At 63.5% G+C, this 17737-nt stretch carries 11 protein-coding genes; 6 read left to right on the top strand and 5 right to left on the bottom strand.

The features are described 5' to 3' along the window. Positions 1-173 precede the first annotated feature (173 nt). Positions 174-3107, bottom strand: a complete 2934-nt coding sequence (gene glnE / locus HU770_RS18295; RefSeq protein WP_033703118.1) for a bifunctional [glutamate--ammonia ligase]-adenylyl-L-tyrosine phosphorylase/[glutamate--ammonia-ligase] adenylyltransferase — start codon at positions 3105-3107, stop codon at positions 174-176. 383 nt (positions 3108-3490) lie between these two features. Here glnE and aceE point away from each other — a divergent pair, with 383 nt between their 5' ends. From aceE to HU770_RS18270, 5 genes are all read left to right on the top strand, one after another. Further along, entirely contained in the window at positions 3491-6136 is a 2646-nt protein-coding gene (aceE, locus tag HU770_RS18290; protein WP_033703119.1) for a pyruvate dehydrogenase (acetyl-transferring), homodimeric type, read from the top strand. A gap of 13 nt (positions 6137-6149) precedes the next feature. Further along, positions 6150-7790 (top strand): dihydrolipoyllysine-residue acetyltransferase, encoded by a 1641-nt coding sequence (gene aceF, locus HU770_RS18285; protein WP_186664725.1) that lies wholly within the window; start codon positions 6150-6152, stop codon positions 7788-7790. 283 nt (positions 7791-8073) lie between these two features. Further along, entirely contained in the window at positions 8074-10764 is a 2691-nt protein-coding gene (locus tag HU770_RS18280; protein ID WP_033703122.1) for an EAL domain-containing protein, read from the top strand. Between the two features lie 103 nt (positions 10765-10867). Beyond that, the gene (msrA, locus tag HU770_RS18275; RefSeq protein WP_186664722.1) at positions 10868-11536 is read left to right on the top strand and encodes a peptide-methionine (S)-S-oxide reductase MsrA; all 669 of its coding nucleotides are present in this window, start codon (positions 10868-10870) and stop codon (positions 11534-11536) included. 3 nt (positions 11537-11539) lie between these two features. Beyond that, positions 11540-12163, top strand: coding sequence for a glutathione S-transferase (locus HU770_RS18270; protein ID WP_186658555.1), 624 nt, complete (start codon positions 11540-11542; stop codon positions 12161-12163). 124 nt (positions 12164-12287) lie between these two features. Here HU770_RS18270 and creD read toward each other — a convergent pair whose 3' ends face one another. The 4 genes from creD to HU770_RS18250 all read right to left on the bottom strand — a co-directional run bounded on the left by creD (position 12288) and on the right by HU770_RS18250 (position 16508). Beyond that, a complete protein-coding gene (gene creD, locus HU770_RS18265; RefSeq protein ID WP_186664719.1) occupies positions 12288-13616 on the bottom strand; it encodes a cell envelope integrity protein CreD in 1329 nt (442 codons plus the stop codon). Between the two features lie 100 nt (positions 13617-13716). Beyond that, positions 13717-15150, bottom strand: coding sequence for a two-component system sensor histidine kinase CreC (gene creC, locus HU770_RS18260; RefSeq protein WP_186664716.1), 1434 nt, complete (start codon positions 15148-15150; stop codon positions 13717-13719). Beyond that, positions 15150-15830, bottom strand: coding sequence for a two-component system response regulator CreB (gene creB / locus HU770_RS18255; RefSeq protein ID WP_033703127.1), 681 nt, complete (start codon positions 15828-15830; stop codon positions 15150-15152). The genes creC and creB overlap by 1 nt, the downstream gene beginning before the upstream one ends. Before the next feature lie 177 nt (positions 15831-16007). Continuing rightward, positions 16008-16508, bottom strand: a complete 501-nt coding sequence (locus tag HU770_RS18250) for an ATP-dependent zinc protease (RefSeq protein WP_095065441.1) — start codon at positions 16506-16508, stop codon at positions 16008-16010. A 182-nt stretch (positions 16509-16690) separates the two neighbouring features. Here HU770_RS18250 and HU770_RS18245 point away from each other — a divergent pair, with 182 nt between their 5' ends. Further along, positions 16691-17581, top strand: coding sequence for an acyltransferase (locus HU770_RS18245; RefSeq protein WP_186658545.1), 891 nt, complete (start codon positions 16691-16693; stop codon positions 17579-17581). Positions 17582-17737: the final 156 nt, after the last annotated feature.

Here is a 17737-nt window from a genome sequence, read left to right as displayed (position 1 = left end):
AAACGCTCGGGGAGGCTGCAGGCTGCGGTACAGCCTGGCCTCCCCTCTTTATATTCAGGCTATGTGGCGGACAGTGTACCACCGGTGGTGGAACATGGGCCTCCAGGCCCCCGGAGCGGCCCTGCCGGGGCGCCGGACCGGTCGGAAAGGGCCGCCAAGCGGCCCCGGCAATCTCAACTCAGCCCAAGCTCGCCCCAGATGCGCCGTACCTCACGACGCTCATCGGCAAACTGCGCCGCATCGATCACCCCGGCCTGCTTCTGCAAGGCCTGGCGGTGGGAGGCAGAACGGAACGCCTTGTACACCTCGCGCAACAGCACCGCGTCACTGGCCGGCATCAAGCCCGCCTGCTCCAGCTCTTCCAGAATGCGGATGTTATCGGTCCATCGAAGTATGGCCGGATGGTCAAAAGACCAGGCCAAAGCGGCGTATTGCACCATAAATTCGATATCGACGATACCGCCGGCATCCTGCTTGATATCGAACGCAACCCCGGCATCGAACGCATTCGCCGCCGTGCCGGCGGCGGTAGCCTTGGTACCGAGATTGCCGCGCATCTTGGCGCGCATTTCACTGACTTCGGTGCGCAATTTCTCAAGGTCACGGGCCTGCCCCAACACCTTGGCGCGTACGCCTTCGAACGCTGCGCCCACCTGCTTGCAGCCGACCAGCACGCGGGCCCGCACCAGGGCCTGGTGCTCCCAGGTCCAGGCTTCGTTCTGCTGATAGCGCTCGAATGCACCGAGCGAACTCACCAGCAGCCCCGAAGCGCCGGAGGGGCGCAGGCGCATGTCCACGTCGTAGAGCTGCCCGGAGTTGGTCTGGGTGGTCAGCAGGTGGATGATGCGCTGGCCCAGGCGGGTGAAAAACTGCGCGCTGTCGATGGGCTTGTCGCCATCGGTTTCGGCCTGCGGGTCACCGTCGTGGATGAACACCAGGTCCAGGTCCGAGCCATGGCCCAGTTCCAGGCCACCGACCTTGCCGTAGCCAATGATGATGAAACCCGGGTCGCACAGGCTGCCATCACTGCGCTTGGGCTGGCCGTGGCGGGCCACGGTCTGGCGCCAGGCCAGCGCCAGCACCTGGTCAAGGATGGCTTCGGCCAGCCAGGTCAGGTAGTCGCTGACTTTCATCAACGGCAGGTTGCCGCTGATTTCCGAGGCGGCCACACGCAAGCTGTGGGCCAGCTTGAAGTGGCGCAGCGCCTCCATCTGCTGCTCCAGGTCGTCCTCGGGGATGCGCGTCAAACGCTCGCGCAGTTCGCTGGCCAGCTCCGGCGCCAGTGGCGGGCTGAACAGCCGGCCTTCGTTGAGCAGTTCGTCGAGCAGCAACGGGTAGCGGGCAATCTGTTCGGCGATCCACGGGCTGGCCGCGCACAAGGTCAACAGCCGGCGCAGGGCCCCCGGGTTTTCGGTGAGCAGCACCAGGTAGGCCGAACGCCGCGCGACCGCCTCGACCAGCGGCAGCACCCGCTCAAGCACCAGATCAGGGTCTTGATGCTCGACGGCCTGGGCCAGCAGCCGTGGGATGAAGGCATCCAGGCGCTCGCGGCCAATGCGCTGCATCGACCGCAGCTGCGGGCTGGAGCGCAACCCGGCCAGGCGGCGCAAGGCATCGGCCGGCTGCTTGAAGCCGGCTTCTTCAAGCTGCCGGCAGGCGGCGTCTTCATCCTGCGCCTGCTCCCACAGCGGCGACCACTCGCCCCCCACCACCAGCTCACCCTCGCCGTCTTCGTCATCCGGGTCGGCGATCACCTGGCGGAAGTGCCAGTCGACACGGCCACGCCATTGCATCAACTGGTCATGGAAGCCCTGCCAGTCGGCGAAGCCCAGGATATAGGCGACACGCGCCTGGTCTGTCTCGCTGTCTGGCAGCATCTGGGTCTGGCGGTCGGCGATGGCCTGGATGGCGTGCTCGGTATAGCGCAGGAACTCGTAGCCTTCGCGCAGCTCGGCCACCACCGCCGGCGGCAGGTAACCTTGGCCTTCGAGGGTCGCCAGCACCTTGAGCAAGGGCCGTTGCTGCAGGCTCAGGTCACGCCCGCCGTGGATCAGCTGGAAGGCCTGGGCGATGAATTCCACCTCGCGGATGCCGCCGGCACCCAGCTTGATGTTCTCGGACATGCCCTTGCGCCGCACCTCCTGCTGGATCAACTGCTTCATGGTGCGCAGGGCCTCGATGGCCGAGAAGTCCAGGTAACGGCGATAGACGAACGGGCGCAGCATCTCTTGCAACTGGGCGCCTGCCACCTGGTCACCGGCCACTACCCGGGCCTTGATCATGGCGTAGCGTTCCCAGTCACGGCCCTGGTCCTGGTAGTACTGTTCCAGGGCATTGAAGCTCAGTACCAGCGAACCGGCCGAACCATAGGGGCGCAGGCGCATGTCGACGCGGAACACGAAACCGTCGACGGTGACCGGGTCCAGGGCCTTGATCAGGCGCTGGCCCAGGCGGGTGAAGAACTCCTGGTTGTCCAACGAGCGCTTGACCCCTTCGGTCTCGCCGCCTTCGGGGAAGGCGAAGATCAGGTCGATGTCCGACGACAGGTTCAGCTCTACCGCCCCCAGCTTGCCCATGCCCAGCACCACCATGTGCTGCGGCTGGCCGCTGCGGTGGCCGATGGGCGTGCCGAACTGCTGGCAATGGCGTGGGTACAGCCATTGATAGGCTTCGTCGATGGCGGCGTCGGCAAGGTCGGAGAGGTCGCGGCAGGTTTCACCCAGTTCGGCCTGGCGGGTGATGTCGCGCCAGATGATGCGCACCTGTTGACGGTTGCGCTCGCGGCGCAGGTTACGCGCAAGCGCGTCTTCGCTTTGCGCGGCCTGGGCCACGGCAGCGACCTGCGCGCGCAATTCACCGGGCGCATAGCGCCGCTCGAGTTCCCCACTGGCCATCAGCGCAAACAGCATGGCCGGCTCGCGCTGGGCCTGGCCGAGGACGAAGTCGCTGGCGGCGGCAACCTGGTCGAACTGTTGCCGATGGGCCGGGCTCCAAGCGTTCAGGTCGAGTTCGGGGTGGCCAGCCACGGCATCGCTGAGGAACTGCTGATTACGAGCGACCAGCGGTTGCAGGGTGGCGGGCAGATCGAGCGGCAAAGGCAGGCGCATGGACTATCCTTGATCGGCGTGAAAGAGAGGGGTAAAGGCGGCCAAATGGAAGGCGGACCACGGTTGGACTGTCATACAAAAGTTGGAAATAGCTAAAAAAAACGAATCACTGGCAAAAAACATCAAGAATCACCCGTTCGCGACACACCGCCAACCAACATGAACGTTTTTCCCCACAAGCAGGGGTGCGACCAAAAGCCGCATTTCTGTAGTTTTACTACTACCCCGACTGTCTAAAAGCATGAAATGCGAATGCATTTGTAGTAAAACTACACGGCGCCGGATCACACTCCGGTAATCCAAGAATTCACGACGTCTGCCCATAAGGCCAGTCGCAAACTCAGGCAATCGATTCTGGTTGCCTTTCCGCCCTGGAGCAAGCCATGCAAGACCTCGATCCAATCGAAACCCAGGAATGGCTGGATGCCCTGGAGTCGGTCCTCGACAAAGAAGGCGAAGACCGCGCTCATTACCTGATGACCCGTATGGGCGAGCTGGCCACCCGTAGTGGCTCCCAGCTGCCGTATGCGATCACCACGCCATACCGCAACACCATCCCTGTCACCCACGAAGCACGCATGCCTGGCGACCTGTTCATGGAACGCCGCATTCGCTCGTTGGTGCGTTGGAACGCTCTGGCCATGGTCATGCGCACCAACCTGAAAGACTCGGACCTGGGCGGGCACATCTCCAGCTTCGCCTCCAGTGCCACCCTGTACGACATCGGCTTCAACTACTTCTTCCAGGCCCCGACCGAAGAACACGGCGGCGACCTGGTGTTCTTCCAGGGCCACGCTTCGCCAGGCGTCTACGCCCGTGCCTTCATGGAAGGGCGCATCAGCGAAGACCAGATGAACAACTTCCGTCAGGAAGTGGACGGCAAAGGCCTGTCTTCGTACCCGCACCCTTGGCTGATGCCTGACTTCTGGCAGTTCCCGACCGTTTCGATGGGCCTGGGCCCGATCCAGGCGATCTACCAGGCACGCTTCATGAAGTACCTGGAAGCCCGTGGCTTCATCCCGGCCGGCAAGCAGAAGGTCTGGTGCTTCATGGGCGACGGCGAGTGCGACGAGCCGGAATCCCTGGGCGCAATCGCCCTGGCTGGCCGCGAGAAGCTGGACAACCTGATCTTTGTCATCAACTGCAACCTGCAGCGCCTCGACGGCCCAGTTCGCGGTAACGGCAAAATCATCCAGGAACTCGAAGGCGTGTTCCGTGGCGGTGGCTGGAACGTCAACAAAGTCGTCTGGGGCCGTTTCTGGGACCCACTGCTGGCCAAGGACACCAACGGTGCCCTGCAGCGCCGCATGGACGAAGTCATCGATGGCGAGTACCAGAACTACAAAGCCAAAGACGGCGCCTACGTGCGTGAGAACTTCTTCAACACCCCAGAGCTCAAGGCCATGGTCGAAGACCTGTCCGACGAAGAGATCTGGAAGCTCAACCGTGGCGGCCACGACCCGTACAAGGTCTACGCGGCTTACCACCAGGCGGTGAACCACAAAGAGCAGCCGACTGTCATCCTGGCCAAGACCATCAAGGGTTACGGCACCGGTGCAGGCGAAGCCAAGAACACCGCGCACAACACCAAGAAGGTCGACGTCGACAGCCTGCGTCACTTCCGTGACCGCTTCGACATCCCGGTCAAGGATGCCGACCTCGAGAACCTGCCGTTCTTCAAGCCGGAAGAAGGTTCTGCCGAAGCCAAGTACCTGGCCGAGCGCCGCGCTGCCCTGGGTGGCTTCGTACCTCAGCGCCGCGCCAAGAGCTTCAGCGTACCGACCCCATCCCTGGAAACGCTGAAAGCGATCCTGGACGGCTCGGGCGACCGTGAAATTTCCACCACCATGGCCTTCGTGCGCATCCTGGCGCAGCTGGTCAAGGACAAGGAAATCGGCCAGCGCATCGTCCCGATCATCCCGGACGAAGCCCGTACCTTCGGTATGGAAGGCATGTTCCGCCAGTTGGGCATCTACTCGTCGGTCGGCCAGCTCTACGAGCCAGTCGATAAAGACCAGGTGATGTTCTACCGCGAAGACAAGAAGGGCCAGATCCTCGAGGAAGGCATCAACGAAGCCGGCGCCATGTCGTCGTTCATCGCTGCCGGTACCTCGTACAGCTGCCACAACCAGCCGATGCTGCCGTTCTACATCTTCTACTCGATGTTCGGCTTCCAGCGTATCGGCGACCTGGCCTGGGCCGCTGGCGACAGCCGCACCCGTGGCTTCCTGATCGGCGGTACCGCCGGCCGCACCACCCTCAACGGTGAAGGCCTGCAGCACGAAGACGGTCACAGCCACATGATGGCGGGCACCATCCCGAACTGCCGCACCTATGATCCGACCTACGGCTACGAGCTGGCGGTGATCATCCAGGACGGCATGAAGAAGATGACCGAAGAGCAACAGGACATCTTCTACTACATCACCGTGATGAACGAATCCTACCAGCAGCCAGCCATGCCGGCCGGTGTCGAGGAAGGCATCATCAAGGGCATGTACCTGCTCGAAGAAGACACCCGCGAAGCCGCGCACCACGTTCAGCTGATGGGCTCCGGCACCATCCTGCGCGAAGTCCGCGAAGCGGCGAAGATCCTGCGTGAAGAGTTCAACGTCGGTGCCGACGTGTGGAGCGTCACCAGCTTCAACGAACTGCGTCGTGACGGCCTGGCCGTGGAACGCGCCAACCGCCTCAAGCCTGGCCAGAAGCCTCAGCTGACTTACGTCGAAGAGTGCCTGAACGGTCGCAAAGGCCCGGTCATCGCCTCCACCGACTACATGAAGCTGTTCGCCGAACAGATTCGCCAGTGGGTGCCGAGCAAAGAGTTCAAAGTCCTGGGTACCGATGGTTACGGTCGCAGCGACAGCCGCAAGAAGCTGCGTCACTTCTTCGAAGTCGACCGTCACTTCGTGGTGCTGGCTGCCCTGGAAGCCTTGGCTGACCGTGGCGAGATCGAACCGAAAGTGGTGGCTGACGCTATCGTCAAGTTCGGCATCGATCCGGACAAGCGCAACCCACTGGACTGCTGAGGAGTATTTTTAAGTGAGCGAACTCATTCGCGTACCTGACATCGGCAGCGGTGAAGGTGAAATCATCGAGCTGTTCGTCAAGGTCGGTGACCGTATCGAGGCTGACCAGAGCCTGCTGACCCTGGAGTCCGACAAGGCCTCCATGGAGATCCCGGCCCCCAAGGCAGGCATCGTCAAAGAGCTGAAGGTCAAGCTGGGCGATCGCCTGAAAGAGGGCGACGAGTTGCTGGTTCTGGAAGCCGAGGGCGCTGCTGCGTCCGAGGCCCCAGCCGCCGCACCTGCCCCTGCCGCTGCGCCGGCTGCCGCTGAAAAGCCGGCTGCCGAAGCGGCCCCTGCGCCGGCTGCAGCCCCTGCTGCTGCCAGCGTGCAGGACATCCACGTGCCGGACATCGGCTCGTCGGGCAAGGCCAAGATCATCGAAGTGCTGGTCAAGGTCGGCGACACCGTCGAAGCCGACCAGTCGCTGATTACCCTGGAGTCCGACAAGGCCTCCATGGAAATCCCTTCGCCCGCCGCTGGCGTGGTCAAGGAAGTGATCGCCAAGCTGGACGACGAAGTCGGCACCGGTGACCTGATCATCAAACTGGAAGTCGCGGGCACCGCCCCGGCTGCTGCGCCAGCGCCTGCCGCTGCTGCACCGGCCAAGGCTGAGGCGGCTGCGGCCGCCGCACCGGCTGCCGCTGCCCCCGCTGCTGCCCCTGCACCGGTCGCTACCGCACCGGCTGCCGGCAACAACGCCAAGGTTCACGCAGGCCCCGCTGTTCGCCAGCTGGCCCGTGAGTTCGGTGTCGAGCTGGGCGCGGTTGCCGCGACCGGCCCGCACGGCCGTATCCTGAAAGAAGACGTGCAGGTTTACGTCAAGGCGATGATGCAGAAGGCCAAAGAAGCACCGGCAGCTGCCGGCGCGACTGGCGGCGCTGGCATCCCGCCGATCCCTGCCGTGGACTTCAGCAAGTTCGGCGAAGTGGAAGAAGTGGCCCTGACCCGCCTGATGCAGGTCGGTGCCGCCAACCTGCACCGCAGCTGGCTGAACGTGCCGCACGTCACCCAGTTCGACTCTGCCGACATCACCGAGCTGGAAGCCTTCCGCGTTGCGCAGAAGGCCGTGGCCGAGAAGGCTGGCGTCAAGCTGACCGTGCTGCCACTGCTGCTCAAGGCCTGCGCCTTCCTGCTCAAGGAACTGCCGGACTTCAACAGCTCGCTGGCACCAAGCGGCAAGGCCATCATCCGCAAGAAATACGTGAACATCGGCTTTGCCGTGGACACCCCGGACGGCCTGCTGGTCCCTGTGATCAAGAACGTCGACCAGAAAAACCTGCTGCAACTGGCTGCCGAAGCCGCTGCACTGGCCGAGAAGGCGCGCACCAAAAAGCTGTCGGCCGACGACATGCAAGGCGCCTGCTTCACCATCTCCAGCCTCGGCCACATTGGCGGCACCGGCTTCACGCCGATCGTCAATGCGCCAGAGGTGGCGATCCTCGGTGTGTCCAAGGCAACCATGCAGCCGGTGTGGGATGGCAAAGCCTTCCAGCCGAAGCTGATGCTGCCGCTGTCGCTGTCCTACGATCACCGTGTGATCAACGGCGCTGCCGCCGCGCGCTTCACCAAGCGCCTGGGCGACGTGCTGGCGGATATCCGCACCCTGCTGCTGTAAGGCGGCAAGCTGCCCCTCGCAAGAGGGGCAGTACCCTTTTCGAGCTGCCACGCTCGTACCTCAACCCCGTCATTTGGCGGGGCTTTTTTTTGTCCGCCGATAGGGTGTGGCGCTCGATCTCCCAGACGCCAAAATTCTCAAGGCGAACTAACATTTCCGGCCAAACAGCCGATAACCCGTACACAGCATCACGCATGGCCGCTTGCCAGCCCTCGGGACATGATGCAACCTTGCCAGATACGCCGCCCCCCAGGCCGTGTCACCCTCTTCAAGCGAGTCTTCGATGAAAAGCCAACCCGATGCCGCCAGCCGTGTGGCGGCCGAGGTCGTCACGCAGCTACCCGTGCCCTCGCGGCTCGGCATGCTGCGTTTCGAAAGGCTCAACGAAGCCACCTGGGCAATGCTCTACCTCGACCCTGCCTGCGAGCGCCAGTTCGGCCTGCAGGCCGGCGAACTCTGTGCCCTCGTCGATGCGCCCTATGCCAGCCTGATGGAACCCGAGGCCCGCTACAGGTTGCACGATGAAATCCAGTCGCAACTGGCCCGTCGCGGCTATTACCGGGTGCGCTACACCTTGCATGGCCCTGGTGCATCGCTGCGCCTGGTGGAAGCCGGCGAGGCCTACAGGCAGCACAATCGCCAACTGCTGCGCGGCTACCTGAGCGTGCTCGACGACCCGCCCGACGACGCCAACGACGCAGACCCCAGCGAGCTGGAGTCACGCAACACCCGCCTGCAGCTGGCCCTGCAACTCAACCAGCGCGCCCAGCAAGAACAGCTTGAACACCTGGAGCGGGTGCGTGGCCAGCAAGACCTCATCCTGCGCCTGGCCCGCCAGCGCTACAGTGCCGGGAACTCGCTGCTCGAAGCTGCCGAGCTGATCACCCAGAGCGCCTGCGAAATCTACAAGGTCGACAGCGCCAGCATCTGGCACCTGGAAGACCAGCGCCTGGAGCCGATCAGCGCCTGGTATCGCCACGAGCAGCAACACCGCCTGCCCGAAGCCATCGATGCCAGCCGCTTTCCCGACTACCTCGACGCCCTGCACGCCAGCCGCGCCATCGACGCCCACAACGCTAGCCACGACCCGCGCACCCGCGCCCTGACGCAAAGCCTGCGCCCCGACAACAAAGCCATGCTCGATGCCAGCGTGCGCGTCGATGGCCAGGTCATCGGCGTGTTGTGCCTGGAGCAGAGCGGCCAGCCGCGGGCCTGGCAGTCTGACGAAATCGCCTTTGCCGGTGAGCTGGCCGACCAGTTCGCCCAGGTCATCACCAACCACAACCGGCGCACGGCAGCCAGTGCCCTGCACCTGTTCCAGCGCGCCGTAGAGCAAAGCGCCAGCGCCTTTTTGCTGGTCAACCGCGATGGCGTGGTGGAGTACGTCAACCCAAGCTTCACCGCGATCACCCAATACAGCACCGACGAAGTCCAGGGCCGCCAACTGGCCGAACTGCCCGCCCTGGAAAACCTCAGCGAGCTGCTGTTCGATTCGCCGTCGAGCCTGGCCATGGGCAACAGTTGGCAGGGCGAATTCAAGAGCCGGCGTAAAAACCTCGAGCCCTACTGGGGCCAGCTGTCGATTTCCAAGGTGTATGGTGACAACCGCGAGCTGACCCACTACATCGGCATCTACGAAGATGTCACCCAGACCAAGCTGGCCCAGCAACGCATCGAACGCCTGGCCTACACCGACAACCTGACCAACCTGGGCAACCGCCCGGCCTTCATCCGCAGCCTCGACGAGCGCTTTGCCCGCAACGACGAGCATTCCATGTGCCTGCTGCTGGTGGACATCGACAACTTCAAGCGCATCAACGACAGCCTCGGCCACCAGACCGGTGACAAGCTGCTGGTCAGCCTCGCCCGCCGGTTGCGCAACAGCCTCAGCGCCGGCGGCATCCTGGCGCGCTTTGCCAGCAACGAGTTTGCCGTGCTGCTCGACGACACCCACCTGGAAGATGGCCAGGGCGTCGCCCAGCAATTGCTGCGCACCCTCGACAAACCGATGTTCGTCGACAACCAGCTGATCAACGTCACCGCCTCGGTGGGCCTGGCCTGCGCGCCGCTGCATGGCATCGACCCCGCGAGCCTGATGAAAAACGCAGGCCTGGCCCTGCACAAGGCCAAAGCCAACGGCAAGCACCAGGTGCAGGTGTTTACCGAAGTGCTCAATGCCGAGGCCAGTTACAAGCTGTTCGTCGAGAACAACCTGCGCCGCGCCCTGACCCAGAACGAGCTGGAGGTGTTCTACCAGCCCAAGCTGTGCCTGCGCAGCGGCCGCCTGCTGGGGCTGGAGGCACTGCTGCGCTGGAACCACCCCGAGCGCGGCATGATCCGCCCGGACCAGTTCATCAGCGTGGCCGAGGAAACCGGCCTGATCATCCCCATCGGCAAGTGGGTGGTGCGCCAGGCGTGCCGCATGAGCCAACAGCTGCGCGAGGCCGGCATGGGCAACCTGCACGTGGCCATCAACCTGTCGCCCAAGCAGTTTTCCGACCCTGACCTGGTAGCGTCGATCAGCTCGATCATCAAGGAGGAGGCCCTGCCCCCGCACCTGCTGGAGCTGGAGCTGACCGAAGGCCTGCTGCTGGAAGCGACCGAAGACACCCACCGCCAGCTCGACGAGCTCAAGGCCCTGGGCCTGACCTTGGCCATGGACGACTTCGGCACGGGCTATTCGTCGTTGAGCTACCTGAAGAAGTTTCCGATCGACATCATCAAGATCGACCGCAGCTTCATCAACGAAATCCCCGACAACCAGGACGACATGGAGATCACCTCGGCGGTGGTGGCCATGGCCCATAACCTCAAGCTCAAGGTGGTGGCCGAGGGCATCGAGACCCCGGCGCAATTGGCGTTTCTGCGCCGGCACCGCTGCGATGTGGGCCAGGGCTATCTGTTCGATCGGCCGATTCCGGGGCGTGAGCTGGCCGAGAAACTCAAGCGCTATCCGCGCGGCCCGGTGGCCTGACAGCAGCGTCAACCTCGTGCACTATAGAGTCCATTCGGGCCCTTTCGCGGCCCACACTTATCTATCTGACAAACAGATATCTGAAAAAAAAAGAGGAACGGCCATGGTCCTGCGTTCGGAAATCCTGGTGAACAAAAACGTCATGCCAACTGCGGAGCAGGCGCTGCCTGGCCGCGAAACCCCAATGTCCCTGCCCGAGTTCCACCATGTGTTCGAGGGCACGCCCCTGCTCGGCCCGTTCTTCGAAGGTGACATCGACTTCGCCATCTTCGGCCTGGGCTGCTTCTGGGGCGCCGAGCGCCGCTTCTGGCAGCGTGAAGGCGTGGTCAGCACCGTGGTCGGCTATGCCGGCGGCTTCACCCCCAACCCCACCTACGAAGAGGTCTGCTCGGGCCTGACCGGCCACACCGAAGTGGTGCTGGTGGTGTTCGACAAGAACAAGCTCAGCTACCGCGAGTTGCTGGCGATGTTCTGGGAACTGCACAACCCGACACAGGGCATGCGTCAGGGCAACGATGTCGGCACCCAGTACCGCTCGGCCATCTACTGCACCTCGCCGCAGCAGCTCGACGAAGCCAAGGCCAGCCGCAACGCCTTCCAGGCCGAGCTGAACAAGGCCGGTTTCGGCGAGATCACCACCGAGATCGACCAAGCGCCAACCGTGTACTTCGCCGAGGCCTACCACCAGCAGTACCTGGCCAAGAACCCGGGCGGCTACTGCGGCATCGGCGGTACCGGCGTGTGCCTGCCGCCCAGCCTGCAAGGCAACTGAACCATGGCCACGATGACGCTGTTCCACTCGCCACTATCGCCCTTCGTGCGCAAGGTCATGGTAGTGCTGCACGAGACTGGCCAGCTTGACCGCGTCACCCTGCAACCGGTGAACATCAGCCCGGTGAGCGGCGACGCGCAGCTCAACCTGGGCAACCCGATCGGCAAGATCCCGGCCCTGCGCCTGGACGACGGCACGGTGCTGCACGACAGCCGGGTGATCTGCGAGTACCTGGACCTGCAGCATGTCGGCCTGCCGTTGCTGCCGCGTGAAGGCTCGGCGCGCTGGCGGCGCATGACGCTGGTGTCGCAGGCCGATGCGATCATGGATGCGGCGGTGTCGTCGCGCTATGAGAGCTTCCTGCGGCCTGAAGGCAAGCGCTGGGACGGCTGGCTTGAAGCGCAGGGCGAGAAGATCCGCCGCAGCCTGGCCAACCTGGAGCAGGAGCACCTGGCGGAGCTGATCTCGGGCTTTGATCTGGCGGCAATCGGTGTGGCGTGCGCACTGGGATACCTGGATTTGCGCCAGCCTGATTTTGGCTGGCGTGAGCACCAGCCTAGGTTGGCGGCCTGGTATGCCGAGGTGGCCAAGCGGCCTTCGATGGTCGCCACAGCACCGACAGCCTGACAGGGCCATTCGCGGGCTTGCCCCGCGAATGGGCTGCAAAGCAGCCCCAAGCCTTACTTGGGTATCACAGGAAACAACTGCCCGATCCTGCGGGCCAACCAGCGCCCGATTTCTCTATCCTCCCTCATGCCGCCCTCCCCACCCGTGCCCAGTCCAGCCGCCGGGTCAGCACCATGAACACGCCCAGCAAGCCAAAGCACAGCAGCGAGCCCATCAGCAGCGCATAGTCCTCGGCGCTGAGCAGCCCATAAAGCATCGCGTACAGCGCTGCCAACCCTGCTGCAAACCCCACCCCACGGCCGAGGCTGTGCAACACGTGGCTCAGGTAGAAGCCAATCAGCAACACACAGGCCAAAGCCGACAGCCCATACGCCGGGCCGAAGCCAATGTGCTCGGACAACGACAGCAACAGCAGGTAGAAGAACGCCAGCGCCACTCCCACCAGGATGTACTGCACCGGGTGCACGCTGAGGTTTTTCAACACCTCGAACAGGAAGAAGCCGGCAAAGGTCAGCGCGATGAACAACAACGCATATTTGATCGCCCGCTCGCTCTTCAGGTACTGGTCCACTGGGTCGACGAAGCTCACGCCGAAGGTCCGCTCGCTGAAGTCCGTGCACTCCCCCCCGCTGGCGCACTGGCGCAGGGCGTCTTCGAGGTTGGTGGCGAAGAACGACGTCTGCCAATGGGCACTGAAGCCCTGGGCATCGATGTCGCGACGGCTGGGCAGGTAGCTGCCGATGAAGCTTGGGTGCGGCCAGTTGGCGCGCAGGTCGACACTGCTGGTGCGGCCCACCGGCAATACCTGCAGCTGGCCAGTGCCCTGCAACGCCAGGTCGAAGCCATAGCTGAACTCGCGCGCCTGCAGGCCATCCAGCCCTGGCAGACTGGCATGCACGCCCGCGCGCATCCAGCTGAGCCCGGTGCCGGCTTCGAACGGCAATTTGCGTTCGTCGAAGGTCAGCTCCAGGCCGTTCTCGATGCCGCGGATATCGCTGATGCCCACCACCAGGAAGGGCTTGTCGAACCGGTAGTCGTCGAAGTCCTTGTCGATGCCCCAGCGCTCGGGCAGTTTGAAGCGGCCACTGATACGGCCCTTGGCGTGAAACAGCCGCGCCTGGTAGATACCGCGTGCGCGCAGCTCGGTCTCCACGCCCAGGTCGGCGTCGAAGGTTTCCGGGAGGAAGTACAGATGGCCGGCGACGGTGCTGGTCTCCTGGGTACGCTCGCCGTCCTTGTCGATCCAGCGCCGTTGGTACTTGCGATAGGGCACCACCAGCAGCGGGCCGCTGAGCTGCTGGTCGAAACTGGCGCTCTGGGCGATGTCCCGCACCACACTGTCACGCAGGCTCTGGCGCTCGTCGATAAGGCCGTTGATCAGCAGCAGGGGGATCAGCAACAGCAACATCAGCAGGGCAATCATGCCGAGCTTGAAACTCAAGGTCTTGTTCATGGGGCCTCCTATGGCAGTGGGCGCAGTGTCTGCGCCTTGCATGGAGGCTTTGGGGAGACTCTATGGAGATTGCGTGTTTTTGCGCGTAGCCCCAGCAACCTCAGCTGATACGCCGCATCGGCAGCCACAACCGCACCCGCACCCCGCCGTCAACGTTATCCACCGCCAACGTGCCGCCATGCAACTGCATCACCTCAGCCACAAAATTCAGCCCCAGCCCGGTACTCTTGCGCCCGCTGCCCGGCCGTGGCAGTGAGTAGAACCGCTCGCTGACCCGCCCGATGGCATACGCCGGGATAGCCTGCCCCTGGTTGAACAGGCTCAATGCCACGCGCCCGCCCTCGCGCTCCAGCTCGAACAGCAGCGCCCCGCCCACCGGGGTAAAGTCCAGCGCGTTATCGAGCAGGTTGGCCAGCGCCTGGCGCATCAGAAACGGATCACACAACAACCGCAGCCCTACCGGCACCCGCTGTCGCACCTGCAAGCCAGCCCCTTCGATACGTGCCGCATGGGCCAGCAGCAGTTCGTCGACCAGCGATGCCAGCGCCACCTGCTGTTCGTCTTCCAGCGCCTGCATCTGCTCGACCCGCGCCAGGTTGAGCAGGCGCTCGATCATCTGTTGCAAGCGCTCGCTCTCCCGTTCGATGTTGCCCACAAAGCGCGCCCGCTGTTCGGCCGGCATCTCGCCCTGCAGCAACTCGGAAGCACCGCGAATGGCCGCCAGCGGGCTTTTCAGTTCGTGGGTCAGGGTATGCACGTAGCGCTCGACGTACGCTTTGCCTTCCAGTTGCGTACGCATGCGCTCCACCGCATTGGCCAGGTGCGCCAGCTCACCGCCCTTGTAGTGCGGCAGCGCCGCGCGTTCGCCTTCGCTGACGGCCTGGGCGTAGCGGGCCAGCCTGCGCAGCGAGCGCGCCAGCCACCACGACAGCGCGGCACCGATCAACAGGCCCAGGCCGATCAAGCCCAGGCCCAACGTCAGCAAGCGCTGCTCGGAGCGGTCGATGTAGGGTTGCAGCGAGCTGTTGGGCTTGGCCACGGTCACCACGCCGATGATCCGGCCGTCATCGATGATCGGCGCGGCCACGTGCATCACCGAGGTGCTTTCGTCATCAGCGACGCTGCGCGTGGAGCGGGCACCGTATTCGCCGCGCAGGGTGAGGTAGACATCGTTCCACTTCGAATAGTCCTTGCCCAGGCCTTCACCGCTGGAGTCGAGCAGGACGATGCCTTTGGCGTCAGTCACGTAGATGCGGTGGCTGACCTGGTTCTTCGCCAACCCCCAGATCTGCGCGCCCGGGCTACGCGACCCATAGGCCTTGAGCACTTCGGGCAGGCGGCTCTGGCCGAGGGTGCCGGCCTTGACGTCATCGTGCAGGATCTCCGCCAGCAGGTTGGCGGTGTCTACCAGGGTTTCCTCGGACGATTGGCGCACCACCGGGCGGATCTGCTCGCGCACTGTGTTGAGCAGAAAGTAGCCTGCCAGCCCAACGAACAGGAAATACACCAGGAAGATCCGGATGCCCAGGCGCATCAGGCGTGATCCGGGCTGTAGCTGTAGCCCAGGCCGCGGTGGGTCTGGATCGGCTCTGCCGCGCTGGCCACCAGGCGCAACTTGGCACGCAGGCTCTTGATATGGCTGTCGATGGTGCGCTCGTAGCCCACGTCGGAGGCCACCCCCAAGGCATCGAGCAATTGCTCGCGGCTGAATACCCGCTGGGGCTGCTCCAGCAGGCATTGCAGTAGGCGGAACTCATGGCGGGTCAGGGCCAGCGGCTGGTTGCGGTAGCTGATCTGCATGCGCAGGGTGTCGAGCTGGAACAGCGTTGCCGCAGCAGCAGGCTCAGCCCTTGGCGCCATGCGCTTGAGGATCGCCCGCACGCGCGCGGCCACCTCGCGCGGGCTGAAGGGTTTGACGACATAATCGTCGGCACCGATCTCCAGGCCCACCACCCGGTCGATTTCACCGTCGCGGGCGCTGAGGAACATCACCGGCACTTCGCTGAAGCGGCGTAGCTGGCGGCAGGTTTCGAAGCCACTGATATCGGGCAGGCCGATGTCGAGGATGATCAGGTCGGCCGGGCGCTGGCGTTGCTTATCGAGGGCCGCGCTGCCCAGGGTCACCCATTCGGTGCTGTGGCCATCGGCCTGCAGGGCGTAGACCAGCGTGTCGGCGATGGCGGCTTCGTCTTCGACGATGAGGATATGGGGCATGGTGCGCGGCCTGTGCAAATGTCGATGGCGACGCACTATTGTGTAGGAGCGGCCTTGCGTCGCGATAGGGGTGCGTAGCGGCCCCAGGTTTTCTGTAGTGGCATAAATCGCCGGGGCCGCTACGCAGCCCTATCGCGACGCAAGGCCGCTCCTACAATGGGCCAGTCAGGTTCCAGGTCAGCAGTCCGGCTTGCCCGCGGTAAACTTCTTGGCCGGGTTGACCGCCGCCTTGAACTCACGCAACGCCTTTGACCCGATCAACAGCGGGTAGTTGAAGCTGCTGCGGTCTACCAGGTTCACCTCAACGGTGCGCTTCTCATCACCCAGGCACAACTCCAGGTCCACCACCGGACGCTTGGAGATTTCCGGCGCATCGCCTTCTTCCTCTTCGTCGGCACGGCCCTTGATCTTGCTGATGCGCGAGACCTTGTGCTCGTAGACCTTGCCGTCGGACTCCTTGGTCGCCAGGCGGAAGCGCACCCACTCATCGCCATCGCGGGTGAACAGCTCGATGTCCTTGGCCGACAGCGATGCAGTGAAGGCGCCAGTGTCCATCTTGGCCTTCAGCGTTTCGCCGATTTCCGGCAGGGCAATGTTTTCGTAACGGCCATAAATCGTCGGCTCAGCGGCCATGACCGGCAAGGCAAACAGCGACAACAGGGCAAGCAGTGATTTCACGGGTTACGCTTCCTTGATTGCAGACAGTGCTTAGACTGCACACGTTGAATAGGTTCGTCGTTACAGGGTAATCAACACAATGTGAAACATTTGTCCCCGCCGACGGGCACTGGAAATTTGGCGTGGGGCGCATCGCTGCTTATCATTGCCGACCGCGTTTATCTCACAACAAGAGTTTCTTTATGCGTCGCCTGCTGACCGGCATTCTCACAACCCTTCTGTTGCTGCTCAACACCGTGGTGTTGATCTGCCCGCTGCTGGTGTTTGCCCTGCTCAAGCTGGTGCTGCCGGGCCGTGGCCGCGACTACGCATCCGCTGCAGTGATGTGGGTGGCCGAAACCTGGTCGGAGATCGACAAAGCGATCTTTGCCCTGTGCATCCCCACCCAGTGGGACATCCGCGGCGTCGAGCGCCTGCGCAAGGACACCTCGTACCTGGCCGTGAGTAACCACCAGAGCTGGGTCGACATCCCCGCGCTGATCGAAAGCCTCAACCGCCGCACGCCGTTCTTCAAGTTCTTCCTCAAGAAGGAGCTGATCTGGGTACCGCTGCTGGGCCTGGCCTGGTGGGGGCTGGATTACCCATTCATGAAGCGCTACAGCAAGGCGTTTCTGGACAAGCACCCCGAGCTCAAGGGCAAGGACCTGGAAATCACCAAAGCCGCCTGCGAGCTGTTCAAGCGCCAGCCGGTGACCGTGGTCAACTACCTCGAAGGCACACGCTTCACCGAGGCCAAGCGCCAAGAGCAGCAATCGCCTTACCGTCACCTGCTAAAGCCCAAGGCCGGGGGCGTGGCTTTTGTGCTGGCAGCGCTGGGCGAGCAGCTGGACGCGCTGCTGGACGTGACCATCGTTTACCCCGGCCACAAGGCGCCCGGCTTCTGGGACTTGCTCAATGGCAGCATTAGCCGGGTGATTATCGACATCCAAGTGCGTGAGCTGGACCCGGCATTGTGGGATGGGGATTATGAAAATGACCCGGCCTTCCGGCAGTCCGTGCAGGCGTGGGTGAATCAGCTGTGGCTGGAGAAGGATCAGCGGATCGAGCAGTTGCGTGGGGAATTGGCTAAGTAGTAAGCCTGGGCCGGCCTCTTCGCGGGGCAAGCCCGCTCCCACGGATTGGACTGCCCCCAAGAAGTTGGACAAAAAATCCAACCCTTGGGGGGACCGATGGGCAAATACACAGAGCAGTTCAAACTCACAGCCATCTCAGCCTACCTAGATGGTAGC

The sequence above is a fragment of the Pseudomonas sp. SWRI68 genome (assembly GCF_014269165.1).
Classification (GTDB): domain Bacteria; phylum Pseudomonadota; class Gammaproteobacteria; order Pseudomonadales; family Pseudomonadaceae; genus Aquipseudomonas; species Aquipseudomonas capeferrum.
Note: the sequence above shows the minus strand (reverse complement) of the source record. Positions and strands in the feature narration are given on the sequence as shown.